The organism is Vibrio sp. Vb0888, from assembly GCF_033338835.1.
Lineage (GTDB): Bacteria > Pseudomonadota > Gammaproteobacteria > Enterobacterales > Vibrionaceae > Vibrio > Vibrio alginolyticus.
In genome coordinates, this window is the sequence record NZ_JAWOTL010000006.1 from 164,969 (window position 1) to 181,532 (window position 16,564).

Annotated in this window: 12 protein-coding genes; 6 read left to right on the forward strand and 6 right to left on the reverse strand. The window is 44.7% G+C overall.

Going from position 1 to position 16,564, the window contains the following annotated elements; genetic code table 11:
• Window positions 1-69: 69 nt before the first annotated feature.
• The 3 genes from rsmC to hemL form a co-directional block, all read right to left on the reverse strand.
• Window positions 70-1,095: a 16S rRNA (guanine(1207)-N(2))-methyltransferase RsmC gene (gene rsmC / locus R7P72_RS11185; RefSeq protein WP_213907277.1), complete on the reverse strand. Its 1,026-nt coding sequence runs from the start codon at window positions 1,093-1,095 to the stop codon at window positions 70-72.
• Between the two features lie 76 nt (window positions 1,096-1,171).
• Window positions 1,172-2,257, reverse strand: a complete 1,086-nt coding sequence (locus R7P72_RS11190) for an AI-2E family transporter (protein ID WP_048625951.1) — start codon at window positions 2,255-2,257, stop codon at window positions 1,172-1,174.
• Between the two features lie 347 nt (window positions 2,258-2,604).
• A complete protein-coding gene (hemL, locus tag R7P72_RS11195; protein WP_206959602.1) occupies window positions 2,605-3,900 on the reverse strand; it encodes a glutamate-1-semialdehyde 2,1-aminomutase in 1,296 nt (431 codons plus the stop codon).
• A gap of 246 nt (window positions 3,901-4,146) precedes the next feature.
• Here hemL and erpA point away from each other — a divergent pair, with 246 nt between their 5' ends.
• The 3 genes from erpA (at window position 4,147) to vmeK (ending at window position 8,823) form a co-directional block, all read left to right on the forward strand.
• Complete coding sequence (gene erpA, locus R7P72_RS11200; protein WP_005380031.1) at window positions 4,147-4,488, forward strand: iron-sulfur cluster insertion protein ErpA; 342 nt, start codon at window positions 4,147-4,149, stop codon at window positions 4,486-4,488.
• A gap of 105 nt (window positions 4,489-4,593) precedes the next feature.
• Entirely contained in the window at window positions 4,594-5,709 is a 1,116-nt protein-coding gene (locus R7P72_RS11205) for an efflux RND transporter periplasmic adaptor subunit (protein WP_005386537.1), read from the forward strand.
• Between the two features lie 9 nt (window positions 5,710-5,718).
• A complete protein-coding gene (gene vmeK / locus R7P72_RS11210; protein WP_213907276.1) occupies window positions 5,719-8,823 on the forward strand; it encodes a multidrug efflux RND transporter permease subunit VmeK in 3,105 nt (1,034 codons plus the stop codon).
• A 64-nt stretch (window positions 8,824-8,887) separates the two neighbouring features.
• Here vmeK and R7P72_RS11215 read toward each other — a convergent pair whose 3' ends face one another.
• Window positions 8,888-10,180 carry a peptidoglycan DD-metalloendopeptidase family protein gene (locus tag R7P72_RS11215; protein WP_053306755.1) on the reverse strand — a complete coding sequence of 431 codons (1,293 nt, stop codon included), beginning with the start codon at window positions 10,178-10,180 and terminating at the stop codon, window positions 8,888-8,890.
• Window positions 10,181-10,310: 130 nt separating this feature from the next.
• Between R7P72_RS11215 and tyrS the strand changes: the two genes are divergently transcribed.
• Both tyrS and R7P72_RS11225 read left to right on the forward strand, forming a co-directional pair.
• The gene (gene tyrS / locus R7P72_RS11220; protein ID WP_213907275.1) at window positions 10,311-11,498 is read left to right on the forward strand and encodes a tyrosine--tRNA ligase; all 1,188 of its coding nucleotides are present in this window, start codon (window positions 10,311-10,313) and stop codon (window positions 11,496-11,498) included.
• A gap of 418 nt (window positions 11,499-11,916) precedes the next feature.
• A complete protein-coding gene (locus R7P72_RS11225) occupies window positions 11,917-12,762 on the forward strand; it encodes a magnesium transporter (protein WP_005380062.1) in 846 nt (281 codons plus the stop codon).
• Here R7P72_RS11225 and dacB read toward each other — a convergent pair.
• Together dacB and R7P72_RS11235 are read right to left on the reverse strand one after the other, a co-directional pair.
• A complete protein-coding gene (gene dacB, locus R7P72_RS11230) occupies window positions 12,741-14,162 on the reverse strand; it encodes a serine-type D-Ala-D-Ala carboxypeptidase (RefSeq protein ID WP_213907274.1) in 1,422 nt (473 codons plus the stop codon). The two genes, R7P72_RS11225 and dacB, sit on opposite strands and share 22 nt — an antisense overlap.
• A gap of 186 nt (window positions 14,163-14,348) precedes the next feature.
• Window positions 14,349-15,371 (reverse strand): porin, encoded by a 1,023-nt coding sequence (locus R7P72_RS11235; RefSeq protein WP_005380064.1) that lies wholly within the window; start codon window positions 15,369-15,371, stop codon window positions 14,349-14,351.
• A gap of 545 nt (window positions 15,372-15,916) precedes the next feature.
• On the opposite strand from R7P72_RS11235, the gene greA reads away from it, so the two are divergent.
• A complete protein-coding gene (greA, locus tag R7P72_RS11240; RefSeq protein ID WP_005380065.1) occupies window positions 15,917-16,390 on the forward strand; it encodes a transcription elongation factor GreA in 474 nt (157 codons plus the stop codon).
• Window positions 16,391-16,564 lie beyond the last annotated feature (174 nt).

The following is a 16,564-nucleotide window of genomic DNA, read 5'->3' on the forward strand; positions in this document are numbered from 1 at the left end:
CGCAGTTTTTCTTATGAGTGTTGAATTTATGAGAAAAAATCGCGCAGGTTTGTGCCTGCGCGGGGGAAGTTATGATTTTTTCGCGTAGTAGATAGAAAATTTATTGGTCTTATTTAGCGTCTCGCAATTATTAAACGCCCGCTCGATAATTGGTGGGTATTTTAAGAAGCTATTCGCGACAATCACCATTTCACCGTCTTTGGTTAGATATTGTGGTGCCTGGCCCAACAAGGTTTCCGCTGCGTTGTAATTTGTGTCTAAACCACTGTGGAATGGCGGGTTGCTGACGATAAAGCGGTAGTCTTTTGTGGTATCCGAGTATATATCTGATGCAAATACGCGTCCGGATAAACCATTCGCTTCTAATGTGGCTTGGCTAGAAGTGATCGCATAAGCATTAATGTCACACATCTCAATCGCGATCTCTGGATTCGCTTTCGCCATAAACGCACCGAGCACACCTGCACCACAACCAAAGTCGAGCACTTTGCCCGACAGCTTAGGTAAGGTTTCAAGCAGCAATCGGCTACCTAAGTCGAACTCGCCATGGCTGAATACGCCAGGTAGGCTCTTAACCGCTAGCGACTGCTCACCGAGTGTAACAGTGTAAGACTTAAACCAATCTGCTTGGTTGAAAGGTTTTGGTTCATTGAGGCAATTACCCCAGTAAAATGAGCAGCGACGAGCAGAGTCGTACTTGTTCACAGGGCCGTATTCTTGGAACATCTTCTCGATGCTCTTGATGCCGGAGCGGTTTTCACCAACGATGACGATTTCGGTGTTAATGCCCAGTTTCGCCATCAACATCGCCAGCAAGTATTCTGCTTCGGCTTTTGCTTTTGGCCAGTATAAAAGGACCATGTCTGCTTTTGTTTCAACATCAAACACAGAGCCAAAATGACTTTTCACTTTGTCAGAGGTTTGAATTTGGCGGTAGTAGCTATAGTTGGAAGTAAACACTTCAACAGACTCACAATGAGCTACTAACTCAAGAGGAAATAGGTCTTCAACTTCACCAGCGACTAAAACGTGTTTTCCGTTGAAGTATTCAAGTTGGCGCTGAGCTATTTGGCTAGGAGCGATATAAGCAGACATAAATTTGGTTCATCAGAAATAATTTGGGGCAGATTTTCGCACAATCTGCCCCAAGCTTGAAGTGATTAAGCGGTGACTAGCTGTTGTCTTGTTGGTTAAGGAAGTCTTTGAATTCTTCCTCGTAGATATTAAACAGTACCATGGTCACGGCAAAAATAAGTGGGCCGTAGATAAGACCAATCAAACCAAACAGATGCAGACCACCTAGTAACGAGAAGAAAATCATTAGGGTATTCATGCCTGCGCTGCCTTGCATTAGCAGCGGACGCAATAGGTTATCAATAGAACCAACGACGACCACACTCCACACCGTCAAGAAGATAGCCCAAGTCATATCGCCTGTTAAGAACAAGTACGCCGCTGCAGGAATCCAGATTAGTGCGGTTCCGACCACAGGGATGAATGATGCAAAGCCCATCATCGTTCCCCAGAATAACCCCGGGAAACCAGCGAGCCACATACCGATACCGCCAGCCAGACCCTGTGCAATCGCTGTCATGAATGAGCCCATCACGGCTGATTTAGAAACCTGCTCTATCTCTGTCAATATACGGTCTTCCTGGCTACGTGAGAGTGGCAAAATATGACGAATCGCAGAGATAATTTTGTCGTGATCACGAAGTAGAAAAAACAGCACAAACAGCATGAGGAAGAAGTTCATTAGGAAGTTGGTGGCGTCTCCTAAAATCTTTGCGCTGATAGCAACTAAGTTAGAGCCAAACGATGTAGCAAATTGACCAATTTTCTCAGCAATGGCTTTGGGCTCGATTTTATCGAAAGGTAAGTACTCATTAACTATAGCTAAACCTTTGATAACAAAAGGGTGTTGAAATATATCTTGGATGCCGCCATTAGTGACCCAGTTGTACGTATTTTGTGAAAAAACAGAGCCTTGTTGAACAATGGCTGCAAACACAAATAGCAGTGGTATAACGATAATAAACGTCAAGACGACACATGACAGCAGTGCGGCCATATTGGGGTGCTTGGGAATTTTTCGCTCAAACCATTCGTGTACCGGAAACATGAGCAAAGAAATGATAAAAGCCATCACAATGGAATTGATGTATGGCTCAACCAATAAGTAGCAAGCAAAAGCAGCGGCGAGTAAAGCGACCATTAGCACTCGGTGACTCGACGTTATTTTTACATTATTTGGCATGAGATTAGTCCAACTTACAGGTGACGTTTACGGTTTGCGCCTTCAAAGATGGCGTTGAACCTTTATTACTTTGCACTCTTAACTCTTTCAAGCATTATGACAATGCCGAATTAGAGCAGAGCAATATACCTTGTTATAATGACCACAAATCAGTCGGTTATCAATCAAGAGATGAACTATGGGTTGTTGCAACGGTGATAAAAAGTGTCAAACCGAGAAAAAAGCCAAACGAATACCGTGGTTTGGCATTGTTATTGGTGTTTTAGCAGTATTGGTTATATTGAATTGGCAATAAAAAAGGACCGTGATGGTCCTTTTTTAAATTAGTTATCGCAGCTTTTAAGCGATTATTTTGCTTCTTCTGCAAGAGTTGCAAAACAGCGGTCAGCCGCTTCTAGCGTGGCATCGATTTCTTTTGAACCGTGAGCAAGGGAAGTAAAGCTCGCTTCGAACGCTGAAGGCGCTAGGTAGACACCGTGTTTGAGCATTAAGTGGAAGAAGCGCTTGAAGCGTTCCACATCGCACTTCGTTACGTCTTCGTAGCAAGTCACTTTTTCTTGGTCAGTGAAGAAGAAGCCGAACATGCCGCCCACTTGGTTCACAACCAGAGGAATACCGTGTTTCTCTGCTAGAGACTTAAAACCTTCAGCAAGTTGTTTCGTTTTAGAAGTTAGGCGCTTTTCGTTGCCTTCTTCTTTTAGAAGGTTCAAACATGCGTAGCCTGCTGCCATTGCGACAGGGTTACCGGAAAGGGTACCAGCTTGGTAAACTGGGCCTGTAGGTGCAACGTATTGCATCACTTCTTTACGGCCACCGAAAGCACCTACTGGCATACCGCCACCAATTACTTTACCCAGTGTCGTTAGGTCGGGTTTGATGTTGTAGTGTGCTTGCGCGCCGCCTAGAGCAACACGGAAGCCTGTCATTACTTCATCAAAAATTAGTAGCGCGCCTTCTTGATCACAGATTTCACGTAGCCCTTCGTGGAAGCCTTCCACTGGTGGAATACAGTTCATGTTGCCAGCTACTGGCTCAACGATGATACAAGCAATTTCGCCTTTGTTAGCCGCAAATAGCTCGCGTACAGAATCTAGGTCGTTGAATGTTGCTGTTAGCGTGTGCTTAGCAAAATCTGCAGGAACGCCAGGAGAGCTTGGTTGACCTAGTGTTAGTGCACCAGAACCTGCTTTTACTAGCAAGCTGTCAGCGTGGCCGTGGTAACAACCTTCAAATTTCATGATCTTGTCGCGACCGGTGAAGCCACGTGCAAGGCGAATCGCGCTCATAGTAGCTTCAGTACCAGAACTTACCATGCGGATTTGCTCCATTGATGGAACAAGCTCAGAAACTAATTCTGCCATCGCGATTTCAAGTTCTGTTGGCGCACCGAAGCTGAGACCGCGTTGCGCTGCATCAATTACTGCTTCGCGGATAACCGCGTGGTTGTGGCCAAGAATCATTGGACCCCAAGAGCCAACGTAATCAATATACGCTTTACCATCGGCATCAAAAATCAGTGGACCGTCTGCTCGTTCGATAAATAGCGGAGAACCGCCAACGCCGTTGAATGCACGAACTGGTGAATTGACACCGCCAGGGATGGTTTGCTGAGCTTTTTGATACAGCTCTGATGATTTGGTCATGGGGTTATCCTCTTTTGATTGCTCGGACCAAGTGGAGCGCATTGTACCTAGCTATAATCAAGTTAGAAACGTTTTGCTTAATTTATGTGTTGTTTCGCAGTGTAATCTTATATATCCGCATCTGTTATAAAGAATCGGCGGCGAATACTTGAACGAGTTTGTCAGGTATTGGATAATCGTCTCAATTAGCACAAATTTGACGTCTTGCTTCAGGCTTGACGCATTACACGAGTGAGAGAGGTCTTCGTGAGCGAAGTAAACGTACCATTATCTTTTTCTGACGCAGCAGCATCTCGCGTTAAAGCATTGATTGCTGAAGAAGAAAACCCAGCATTGAAACTGCGCGTATACATTACTGGCGGCGGCTGCAGCGGCTTCCAATACGGCTTTACTTTTGATGAAAATGTAAACGAAGGCGATACGACAATCGTAAACAGTGGTGTAACACTGGTTGTAGACCCTATGAGTCTGCAATATCTCGTTGGCGGTATTGTTGACTACACAGAAGGGTTGGAAGGAGCGCGCTTCTTCGTAAATAACCCCAATGCAACGACAACATGTGGTTGTGGTGCATCGTTCAGTGTGTAATTAACACCTAACAGGCAGCTAATGGCTGCCTGTGCTTTATGTAGAAGGATGTCACGTAAAGCGCACGCTCGCAGATATGCAGAGAAATAATAAAAAGGACTTTATATGTCTGGACTTTCTTTTGGACGCCGAATTGTCGAGCGCCCTTGGCTAGTATCTCTTATCCTCGTCTTACTTCTTGTTGCATGGCTAACCATCGGCCAACTCAAAGCACAAGATGATCATCCTAACTCTTCAACATCCACGAACACGACACCACTTGCAAAGGTGATGTTTGATACTTTTCTTGCCGAGCCTACCAGTAAAACCATTGAATTGTATGGACGAACAGCGCCCAATCGTCAAGCGCGTCTTGGCGCCGAAGTTGCCGGTAAAATAGTCAGTCTTAACATAAAGAAAGGCCAAGCGGTCAAACAGGGACAAGTGATCGCAAACATCGATAAGCGCGACCTTGGCATTCAACTTAAACGGGCCCAGGCGATGCTGTTGGTTAAAGAGAAAGAGTTTAATGCAGCTAAATCGCTAAAAAGTCGTGGACTGCAAGGTGAGGTTGCATTTGCGACAGCGCAAGCAGCGTTGGTAGATGCACGTGCGAATTTGAGTAACGTGCAAACGGCTTTAAGAAATACTGAGGTTAAAGCGCCATTTGATGGCATCGTAGATCACCACTTTGTTGAGTTAGGTGATTTTGTCGGGATTGGCGATCCTATTGCGACGGTCATTGATTTGGATACTTTAGTGATTGAAGCCGATGTCAGTGAACGGCATATACAATACCTTAAGGAAGGCCTAGAAGCCGACGTAAGAACTATTAACCAACAGCATCATCAAGGTCGTGTGCGCTACATTGGACGTGTTTCTTCTGCTTCTACTAATACATTTCCAATTGAAATCGAAATTGATAATCAAGACGCAAGAATTCCTGCCGGTATGAGCGCAGAAGTACAGCTGCCTTTGAGTGAAGTGTTGGCAGTAAAGATTACGGCTGCCATGTTAGCACTAGATGAAGAAGGTAACTTAGGTGTCAAGACACTGCGTAATGAGTATGTTGAGTTTGTTCCAATTCAACTCGTTAAGGCCGAGGATGATGGTGTGTGGCTCTCTGGGTTAGGAGAGCGTGCAGACATTATCGTGCTGGGACAAGGTTTTGTGCGAGATGGTGATCAAGTACTGGCCAATAAAGTTGATGACGTAGTTGTTGAAGCGGCTAGTGAGCAGTAAGGAGCACTTATGTACACTCTGATTGATGCTGCGTTATCCCGCGCTCGCACCATGCTGACATTACTGGTGATGATCTTAATTGCCGGTGTCATTACTTACGTCACTATCCCCAAGGAATCGAGCCCAGATATTACCATTCCTATTATCTACGTTTCTGTTGGGCATCAAGGCATTTCTCCCGTCGATGCCGAACGTTTATTAGTTCGGCCAATAGAGCAAGAGTTGCGCTCTATTGAAGGCGTAAAAGAGATGACCTCTGTGGCATCAGAAGGTCATGCTTCGGTGACGCTGGAATTTAGTGTTGGAGTGGATCTTGATAAAGCGATGGCAGATGTGCGTGATGCGGTTGATCTTGCAAAGCCAAAATTACCAGAGGACAGTGATGAGCCAACGGTAAATGAAGTCACGTTTGCATCTGAAGAGCCTGTTTTGACTGTTGTTCTATATGGCACCGTACCAGAGCGGACCATTGTACAGATTGCCAGAACGCTACGTGATCGTTTGGAGAGTTTCCGTCAGGTTCTTGAAGTTGAAATCGCAGGGGATCGCGAAGACATCGTGGAAATAGTTGTCGATCCGCTATTGATGGAAAGCTACGGTCTCGATCAAGCGGATATCTATAATTTAATTGCCTTGAATAACCGAGTTGTGGCTGCGGGGTTTGTCGATACTGGGTATGGACGCTTTTCGGTAAAAGTCCCATCGGTTTTTGATTCACTGAAAGATGTGCTTGAACTACCGATCAAGGTGAATGGCAAAGAGGTGATCACTTTTGGCGATGTGGCGACAGTACGGCGTGCATTTCGCGATCCTGAAAGTTTTGCTCGTTTAGATGGCGAATCTGCCATCGTTTTGGACGTAAAAAAACGGGCAGGGGAAAACATCATTGAAACGGTTGAGCTGGTAAAAGAAGTACTGGCTCAGGGACAGAAGCGCTCCGAGTGGCCCGACAATTTGCAAGTTAAATACACTTGGGACCAATCCGACGATGTCAAATTGATGCTCAGTGATCTACAAAACAATATCTTATCCGCAATTATCCTCGTAGTTATCGTCATTATTGCCATATTGGGGGTTAGGACCGCGCTTCTCGTGGGGATTTCTATTCCAGGATCGTTCTTGACTGGGTTGTTGGTGTTATCGGTATTTGGGCTGACGGTCAATATCGTCGTACTGTTTGCTTTAATTATGGCAGTAGGCATGTTGGTGGATGGTGCCATTGTGGTGACAGAGTTTGCAGATCGGCGCATGCAAGAAGGAACGCCACGTAAAGAAGCCTATCGAGATGCAGCAAAGCGAATGGCCTGGCCTATTACTGCATCCACAGCAACCACGTTGGCTGCGTTTGCTCCGTTACTTTTCTGGCCAGACATCACTGGTGAGTTCATGAAGTACTTACCACTTACTTTAATTGCTACTTTGGCCGCTTCGCTGATGATGGCTTTATTGTTCGTTCCTGTCATCGGTGGAATCATTGGCAAGCCTCAAGTCGTCAATCAGAAAGCTCAGCGAGAAATGGTTGAGCTGCATAACGGCAACTTTGAAAAAGCGACAGGCATTACCAAGCTTTATTACCAGACTCTGTCGGTAGCGATTCGTCATCCATGGAAAGTCTTACTCAGCGCGATACTGCTAGCGGCAGGGGTCGGCTTCACTTACAACAAAGCTGGCTTGGGTGCAGAGTTTTTCCCTGAAGTGGACCCTGCCTTTTTTACCGTTAAAGTTCGTTCTTATGGTGACTTGTCTATTCACGAAAAAGATGTTGTTATGCGCGAAATCGAGAAGGTGATGCTCGGTCATGACGAGTTTGAAAGTGTCTACACGCGCACAGGATCGAGCGATAATGGGGACGAGATTGGCCAGATTCAAATAACGCCTGTGGATTGGCAGTATCGACGCAAAGTGAAAACCATTATTGAGGAACTAAAAGAGACGACAGACCGCTTTTATGGTGTTGAACTTGAGTATAAATTCCCGGACGCAGGACCGCCTGTCGAGCATGATCTCGTGATTGAAGTGTCATCACGAAATTTGAGTGTTAGTGCGTTAGATGAAGCAGCCAAAAAAGTACGACATTGGGCTGATGGTAATCCTGCACTGACCAACTTGAGTGATACCACTAATAAGGAAGGGATTGATTGGCAAATTGATATCCAGCGAGATGACGCCTCTCGCTTTGCAGCGGATGCTACTTTAGTCGGGAATACCGTCCAGTTTGTTACGAACGGCTTGAAAATAGGCGATTATTTGCCCGATGATGCGGATGAAGAAGTCGATATTTTGGTGCGCTATCCGCAAGATAAGCGCGACATAGGTCGATTTGATCAACTGAGAGTGAAAACGGCAGCTGGTCTGGTACCGATTACGAATTTTGCTCAAATCAAACCAGATCATAAGCAAGACACTATTCGTCGGGTCGACGGTCATCGAGTTATCAATATTAAAGCGGATATGGTGGAAGGTTACAATTTGGCGCTTGAGTTACCTAAGATTGCCGCTGGAATGGAACAGCTCGACTTACCGGAAGGCATTGAATATAAGATTCGGGGTCAAAATGAAGAGCAGGAAAACTCATCAGCATTCTTGCAAAATGCTTTTATTGTCGCGCTTGGTGTGATGGCTTTGATTTTAATTACGCAGTTTAATAGCTTTTATCAAGCTTTCTTAATCCTTAGTGCAGTGCTGTTTTCTACCGTTGGTGTCTTCGCCGGGTTACTTATTTTCCAAAAGCCATTTGGCATCATTATGTCGGGAATTGGAGTGATTGCGTTGGCTGGTATCGTGGTAAACAACAATATTGTTTTAATCGATACTTATAATCAGATGCGTAAACGTGGCTTAGAAAAATCTGAGGCTATTTTGCGTACGGGTGTGCAGCGTTTAAGACCCGTTTTACTTACGACGGTGACCACCATATTAGGCTTATTGCCAATGGTGTTAGAAATGAACATCGACTTAGTTAATCAGAAAGTGGAGTTTGGCGCACCAAGCACTCAATGGTGGTCTCAGCTTGCGACCGCTGTCGCGGGTGGTTTGGCGTTTGCGACTTTGCTAACGTTAGTTCTGACACCGTGTTTGCTTATGCTCGGGAGAGAGCATCACTCCGAACAGTAAGCTTTATCGTGATGATATCGACAAAACAAAAAGGGCAGCTTCGCAGCCCTTTTCAATACCTGGCTTACTTCATTGCTAGCAGTTTGCTGTAGCGTTCAAGCTTGTCCATGCTAATTTTCGCGTTTGCCATGAAAGTTTGTCTCGCTTTGCCTGTCAGGGATTTAGATTGTGGCAAATTCACCGTGCGCGGGTTTTTATGGACACCATTCACAAGGAACTCATAGTGCAGGTGAGGGCCAGTTACACGGCCAGTCCCGCCAAGCGTACCAATGGTTTGGCCTTGCTTAACGCGTTGACCAGCTCGTACAGTACGTTTGGTTAAGTGCAGGTACTTGGTAATGTAAGTATTGCTATGTTTAATGAAAACGTAGTTACCATTAAATTTGTTGTAAGACGATTTTTGAACAACGCCATCACCAGCCGCCCAAATCGGGGTGCCCACTGGTGCCGCATAGTCCGTGCCTCTATGAGGACGAACGCGTCCCGTCACTGGATGTAAGCGGCGTGGGTTGAAATTAGATGAAACTCGACGGAAGTCCAACGGCGCGCGTAAGAATGCTTTTTTCATTGCACGCCCATTTTCGTCGTAATACTTGCCACTTTTCTGATCCAATATTGCGGTAAAGGTATCGCCTTGGTTTTTAAAGATCGCAGCAATGATTTTTCCACGGCCGATTACTTCACCTTCTACCACTTCCTCTTGGTAAAGTACTCGGAAGCTGTCGTTTTTACGAATATCTAAAGCAAAGTCGATGTCCCAACCAAATATGCCAGCCAGTTCCATGATTTGGTTACCATTTAATCCAGAAGATATTCCTGCATTCCAAAAGTTTGATTTGATGGTGGCTTCAGCGTAGTTGTACTGGAAGTCGACTTCTTTTTTATCAACTTCAGAAACGTACTTGCCGTCTTTTAATGTGATACGAAAAGTCTCGAACGCGCTTAGTGTTCTTCTTAGCTGCACCAAGTCGTTATTTTCGTCAAAACCAAATTGCAATCGGTCACCAGGTCGAAGCCGAGTTAACTGTTTTTCCACTTCTTTGTCTGATGACACCAGTTCATGTAATAGACGAGCAGAAAGCCCTACGCGATTAAATAAGATGGCAGCACTCTCGCCATTTTTTACCTTGTATGTCTCCCAGCGCAGCACGGCGGGAACCGCAGGCGATGAACTATTTAGTGCACTGAGTTCGAGGGAAACTGGCACAGGATAATGTTGACCAACTTTTAATCGGCTCTGCTGCGGGTCTAGGTCTTGCGGATCAGGTAAAAAGAAGAGCGCGAAGATAATCAGCGCACTAAAAAAACCGATCAATACTTTGTGCAAGAGTGGAAGTCGGACAAAAATCGAATGCATGAGGTACTTGATTGCTAAATTAAACGGAAAAAGTGACAACTACCTAGTCTAACGTGTTTCAAAATGCATCGCTATTCAAGTAATATGTTCAGCTATTATATTTTTGCCAAATCTGTGGGAGTGAACAAGAATGGCGAGCATTGAAGCTGCACTAGCCGAGATTAAGCGCGGTGTTGAAGAGCTGATTCCAGAAGAAGAGCTAATCGCAAAACTAAAAGAAGACCGTCCTCTACGTATTAAATTGGGCGCTGATCCAACAGCACCTGACATTCACCTAGGCCATACGGTTATTTTCAATAAGCTTCGCTTGTTCCAAGAACTAGGTCATGAAGTGACGTTCCTAATCGGTGACTTCACTGCAATGGTTGGTGACCCAACAGGTAAAAACACAACTCGTCCACCGCTAAGTCGCGAAGACGTATTGCGTAACGCTGAAACGTACAAAGAGCAAGTGTTCAAAATTCTCGATCCTGCAAAGACTAAAATTCAGTTTAACTCTGAGTGGCTGTCTGAACTGGGCGCAGAAGGTATGATTCGCCTTGCGGCAAACCAAACCGTTGCTCGTATGCTAGAGCGTGACGACTTTAAAAAGCGTTACGCGGGTGGTCAGCCAATTGCTATTCATGAGTTCATGTACCCACTTCTACAAGGTTGGGACTCAGTAGCAATGGAAACGGATGTTGAATTAGGTGGTACAGACCAGAAGTTCAACCTTCTAATGGGTCGTGAACTGCAAAAGTCTCACGGTCAAAAACCTCAGGTTGTACTGATGATGCCGCTTCTAGTGGGCCTTGATGGCGAGAAGAAGATGTCTAAGTCAGCAAACAACTACATCGGTATCAGCGAAGCGCCAAGTGAAATGTTTGGTAAAATCATGTCTATTTCTGATGACCTAATGTGGAGCTACTACGAGCTGCTCTCTTTCCGTCCTCTGGAAGAGATTGCTCAATTCAAAGCTGATGTAGCAGCGGGCACAAACCCTCGTGACATCAAAGTATTGCTAGCAAAAGAAATTATTGCTCGTTTCCACAGTGAAGCAGATGCCGATGCAGCAGAGCAAGAATTCGTAAACCGTTTTGCGAAGAACCAAATTCCTGATGAAATGCCAGAGTTTGATTTTGACGCAGGTCGCCCAGTGAGTAATCTGTTGAAAGAAGCAGGCTTATGCCCATCATCGTCAGATGCGATGCGCATGGTTAAGCAGGGCGCTGTGAAGATCGATGGTGAAAAAATTACGGACAGCAAATTTGCTCCAGAAGCGGGTACTTACGTGTTCCAAGTCGGCAAACGTAAATTTGCTCGTATTACTATTCAGTAATTCATAATGACTGCAAATGAAAGCGTCCGAAGGGCGCTTTTTTTGTATGAAAATTTAGCAAAAACGGCAAAGTAAAACTTCCATACCTGATGAACTTTGCTACTATACTTGCGCTGCCAATAATGGCAGCGCTATCGGAGATTTACATGAACAATACCGACCATCCTCCCAGTCGTTGGGTGAGTAAGATTAAGGGAGCGAAATAACCCGCTTCGGTATTGGCGATCTCCGCCTTACCTAAGTGGTGAGGCATCTTTTCTAATTTTCTTCTCGTTATTTCCTTCATACATTCTGAATAGACAGTGCATTCGCATTGGTTTTCTCTGTGCATCTTAATTGTTGTCTGACTTTTAGCGTGCAAGAGTGGCTTTTCATGCTTTGTCGATGGTCGTTACCAATGCCAATCGGGAGATTCGCCATGACGGTAATGAACAACACTTTTATTGAAACAACACCAAACTTTTCTGAAGTAGAAATTGGTGCAGCTCGCAATGCATTCTTGCAGTACGAGCAAGAGCAACAAGTCCATTTGCTTACGGTTATGCCGATTGATGAGGCTGTAGGTATTTTACAGCATTGCTCTGTCGGCTATGTGAATAGTCTTATTGCTCAACTTGAGCAAGCAGGTCATGACAAACGCGCACGTCATTATGCTCACCAACTGGGTCTGCATATGTCTGAAGTTGATACACCCGATGGTTATTTATCAACTAGTGTTTTAGGGCATGTAAAACAGCGTATTGGATGGATCATTGCGCTGGCTCTTTTAGGGATAGTGTCAGGCTTGATCATCGCTCAGTATGAGGACACCCTTAGTCAGCTTGTTTTACTTGCAGTGTACATGCCAGTGATTGCAGCTGCTGGTGGTAACACAGGAACACAAGCAGCAACTTTGGTGATTCGTGCTCTTGCTACTGGAGAGTTAAAAAAACGCCAATGGTTAGAAGTTTTGTGGAAAGAGAGCCGAGTCGCTCTATTTATTGCGCTAGCGATCGCTATCGTGATGATTGGACGCATTATGTTATTTAGTGCAGGACAATCAACAGGAGGCTTTGAACTGACCGATATCGCACTGGCAATAGCAGTTGCGCTGTTCATTCAAGTCACCATTTCTACAACATTGGGCGGGCTGTTGCCAATTATTGCACGAGCTTGCAAGTTGGACCCAGCCGTATTGGTGAGTCCAGTTCTTGCGTCTATCGTCGATATTTCAGGAATGTGGATTTACTTTAACGTGGTGAACTATTTCTTAGGTATTGCCTGACTAAAGTTCACAATGTCATTGTAAAAAAGCTGCTCAAAATGTGTAATCGGGGCGATGACAGGTGTGTTGTCGTCCCGTTTTTCTGGGAAGTAGTCTGAAACAAACTGAACAAAAATGGTGTTAGGTTGACCATTTTTATCCAAGCCATATCCAGCCATATTGTAAGTCCCGTAGATAGAGCCACTTTTCGCGATCAGCTGTCCTTTAATTGGAAGTTTTCGCATACTTTGTCGGTACTTTAATGTGCCGGATTCACCTGATTTCGGCATGATGGCAATCAATTCGAGTTCGTTTTCATGCTTCCAAATATAGCGCAGCATTTCAGCCATCTTGGTCGCGGAGATCCGGTTATTTCGCGAAAGTCCTGAGCCGTCTTCTAGGCGCGCATTACGAATATCAATACCAGTGTTGGCGAAAATGATCTGCTTGATCGCTTCTGTCCCGTTAGTAAAACTGCCTGGCTGAACGAAAAATTTAGCGCCAAGTGTTTTGGTTAATGTGTCGGCAATTAAGTTGTCAGAGTTTTTGAGCATATCTTCGAGAATGTCTGGTAAGGCTTTTGATTGATGCATTGCGATGAGCTTTCGCTGCTTTTCTGGCGCCGTACCGACCCTAATCTTTCCCGATACCCCAATGTTGAGCTCCTTGAGCAAAGCCGCCAACCTTTGACTGGTGTAACGCTCAGGGTCTTGAACCGCAAATTTCAGTGGCAATGGTTTGTCTCTTTCAACCAAGCACCCTGTTAGCTTGTAGTTGTTATCGGGATTTGCAACTAAACCTAAGTCACAATGACGACTTTTCTTAATGGTTTTAGAAACTGTTTCTACGGTACTTGTGACACGAATAGGTTGATGCTCTGGTACGTAGACCCGCGTTCCACCATCTTTTTGTGTATAGATAGAGGCTTGTACACAGTTGTTATTGAGTGTGATGGTCGATGCCGGAGCGCTGTAGCAAACTCCCAAGATATCCCACGGCCAGCCCACCGCACGGTTATAACCAGTGAATGCGCTGTTATCGAGCCATAGGTCACCGTTAATCCGTTTTAAGCCATTTTTCTTAGCTAGAGTGAGAAGTGATTTTAAGTCGTTGGTTTGGAGTGTTGGGTCGCCGACAAAGTAAATCACTGTATCTGAGTTCGACGTTTCCAGCTTGGTTCGAAACCGGAAATTATCACCCAGTTCTAGCTTTGCGGCTAATGCGGTGACGATTTTTAATGTACTCGCTGGTGGGAACAGTTGTTCGGTAGGATGAACACCGTCAAGCTCAGCATTTTCACTGAGTTTTTCCGCAACTAAACTGATGCGGGCGCCTTCAGGCAACACCTCTTGATGAGGGTACGCTTGTGAAAAAGCAGAAAGTAATGAAGAGAATATGAGCAAGGGCCAACGTAAACGCATAATGATACTTTCTAAGGTGAGTTATGTGATTGAGTATACGCAAGTCCTTTCAATATGCTAGGTAACTAAAGAAATGCTTCAAATGTCTTCATGAGTGAGACACGAGAGAAAGGCGCGCTGCTTAAAATGAAGTATAAAAAATGCCCGCTTAAAGCGGGCATTCGATATTCTAGTCAAAGACCGGAATTAGAAGTCGTAACGTAGACCTAGAGCTAGCTCGTCTTCAGCATCGATCTTAGTTGCAACTGTTTTGCTCGTGTCAGTTGAACCAAACTTGTCACCTGCATCAATCAGGTTGAAGTTGTAAGAAATGTAACCACGGAAGTTAGGCTTGAAGTAGTAAGAAGCATCAACAGCGAAGTTGTTTGCAGAAGTTTCGTTGTTAGTTTCTGCATTGTTGTATGATGTTGTAAATACTGTTTGGCCTAGAGTGTAAGCACCCGCTAGCTCGTAACCAGTGTAATCAACTGTGTTACTGTTGTTTGAATCTTCCATTTTCTCGCCGTCAGTGAATACACCAGCGAAGTAAAGATCAGACATTGTGTAAGATGCAGCTAGCATGTACTCGTTAGCTTTGTCTTGATCTGCGTAACCAGCACCTAGCTCAAGACCGGTGTCAGCTAGAGCGTAGATTGCAGATAGAGAGTAACCGTCTTGTTTGTTGTCGTAGTACTCACCAGTGTTTTTGTTTTCCATGCGATCAGCGAAGCGGTAGCTTGCTTTTACGCTTAGGTTTTCAAACTGGCCTTTGTAAGCCATCATGTTGTCTGTACGGTCTGATACAGCTAGTTTGTCTGCTGCAGAGTTACCGTGGTAAGCCATGATATCTGTGAAGTCAGTGATAACGCCTAGTGCACCTTCAGTTTTACCGTATGCGAACTCACCGTAAGCACCGCCAAGACCAGCGTAAGCAAGACGAGTTTCTAGATCGCTCTTGTCGTCGCCGTCTACAGTACCGTTTTGAGCAGTCTCAAATTCACCTTCCCAGAAACCAACACCGTATAGGTTGTCATTGATTTCTTGTTTACCAAGGAAGTTTAGACGGATGCGAGATTTGTCTTGAGCGTCGCCATCTTTCATAGATAGACGTGCTTCAGCACGGCCGCCCATTTCTAGAGAAGTACCGTCTTGGTTGTAAAGTTCAGCTGCGTTTACGCCAGTTGCCATAGCTGCTGCAGATACAGAAAGAGCAATTAGAGTCTTTTTCATCTTATTTGTCCTAGTTAGCTGTCCATAATCATTGTTGTATGGGGGAGAGGTGATCTCTCACAAGTTGTTGGTCCAAAATTGGCTAATTGAGCGATATAGTTCGCACTTGTAAGCCATTGATCTAACAACTCGCTGGACATGTTTTACTGCTAAAGTTTCCGTATGAGTTAGTAAAATGATATAAATCCCACTGATGAACACTGTTCAATTGTGCGTTGTTTTTATTTAAATTACTGTTTTTGATTGAAATTATTGGCAATGACATTGGCCTGACATTGATTAGTTTTTATCTTTTTTGAGGTTTTTGGTGTAATGAACAGTGTTGTTTTTCAATAAATTGAGAAGGTGATTCGCCCTAGAACCGCTCTAAAAGTGAGTTATATCATTATGCCGAAAAGGCATAGTCTTGCTGTCTTTCGAATTAAGATGATTTCGTCCGGGAGTTTGTTTACACTAAACGAAATACATCTTTAAGCGCACTACCCAGTCCTATGACAGGGTGGGCTTTTTTTGTCCAAAGACCCATTTGGGCTTGAGGTTATAAAATGGAAAAAGTTCCAATGACACTACGTGGCGAGCAAAAGCTACGTGCAGAACTCGATCGTCTACTTAAACTACGTCCTCAGATCTCAGAGGCAATTGCTGAAGCTCGTGAGCTAGGTGATTTAAAAGAGAATGCTGAATATCACGCCGCTCGTGAAGAGCAGGGCATTTGTGAAGCACAAATCCGTGACATTGAATACAAACTGTCAGTTGCTCAAGTTATTGATGTAACGAAGATGGAGAACACGGGTAAAGTTATTTTTGGTTCAACCGTAACCTTGATTGATATCGACACCGAAGAAGAAAAAACGTACCAAATCGTTGGTGATGACGAAGCCGATATCAAAGCAGGTCGCATTTCAGTGAGCTCACCTATTGCTCGTGGCCTGATTGGCAAGATGGAAGGCGATGAAGTTGCTATTCAAACTCCGGGTGGCGCGAAAGACTTCGAAATTGACCGAGTAGAATATATCTAGGTCGTTTGGAGTAGCATTACTGCCCTGATAAAACGCAAAAAGGTCGCCTCAGGCGACCTTTTTTCTTCAGCAACGTAAGTAGAGTTACTTACGAGGGATTTCGATTTTACGCTCTTCAGACTGGCGGTATAGCACTAGCACTTTACCAATAGTCTGAACTTTTTCAGCGCCCGT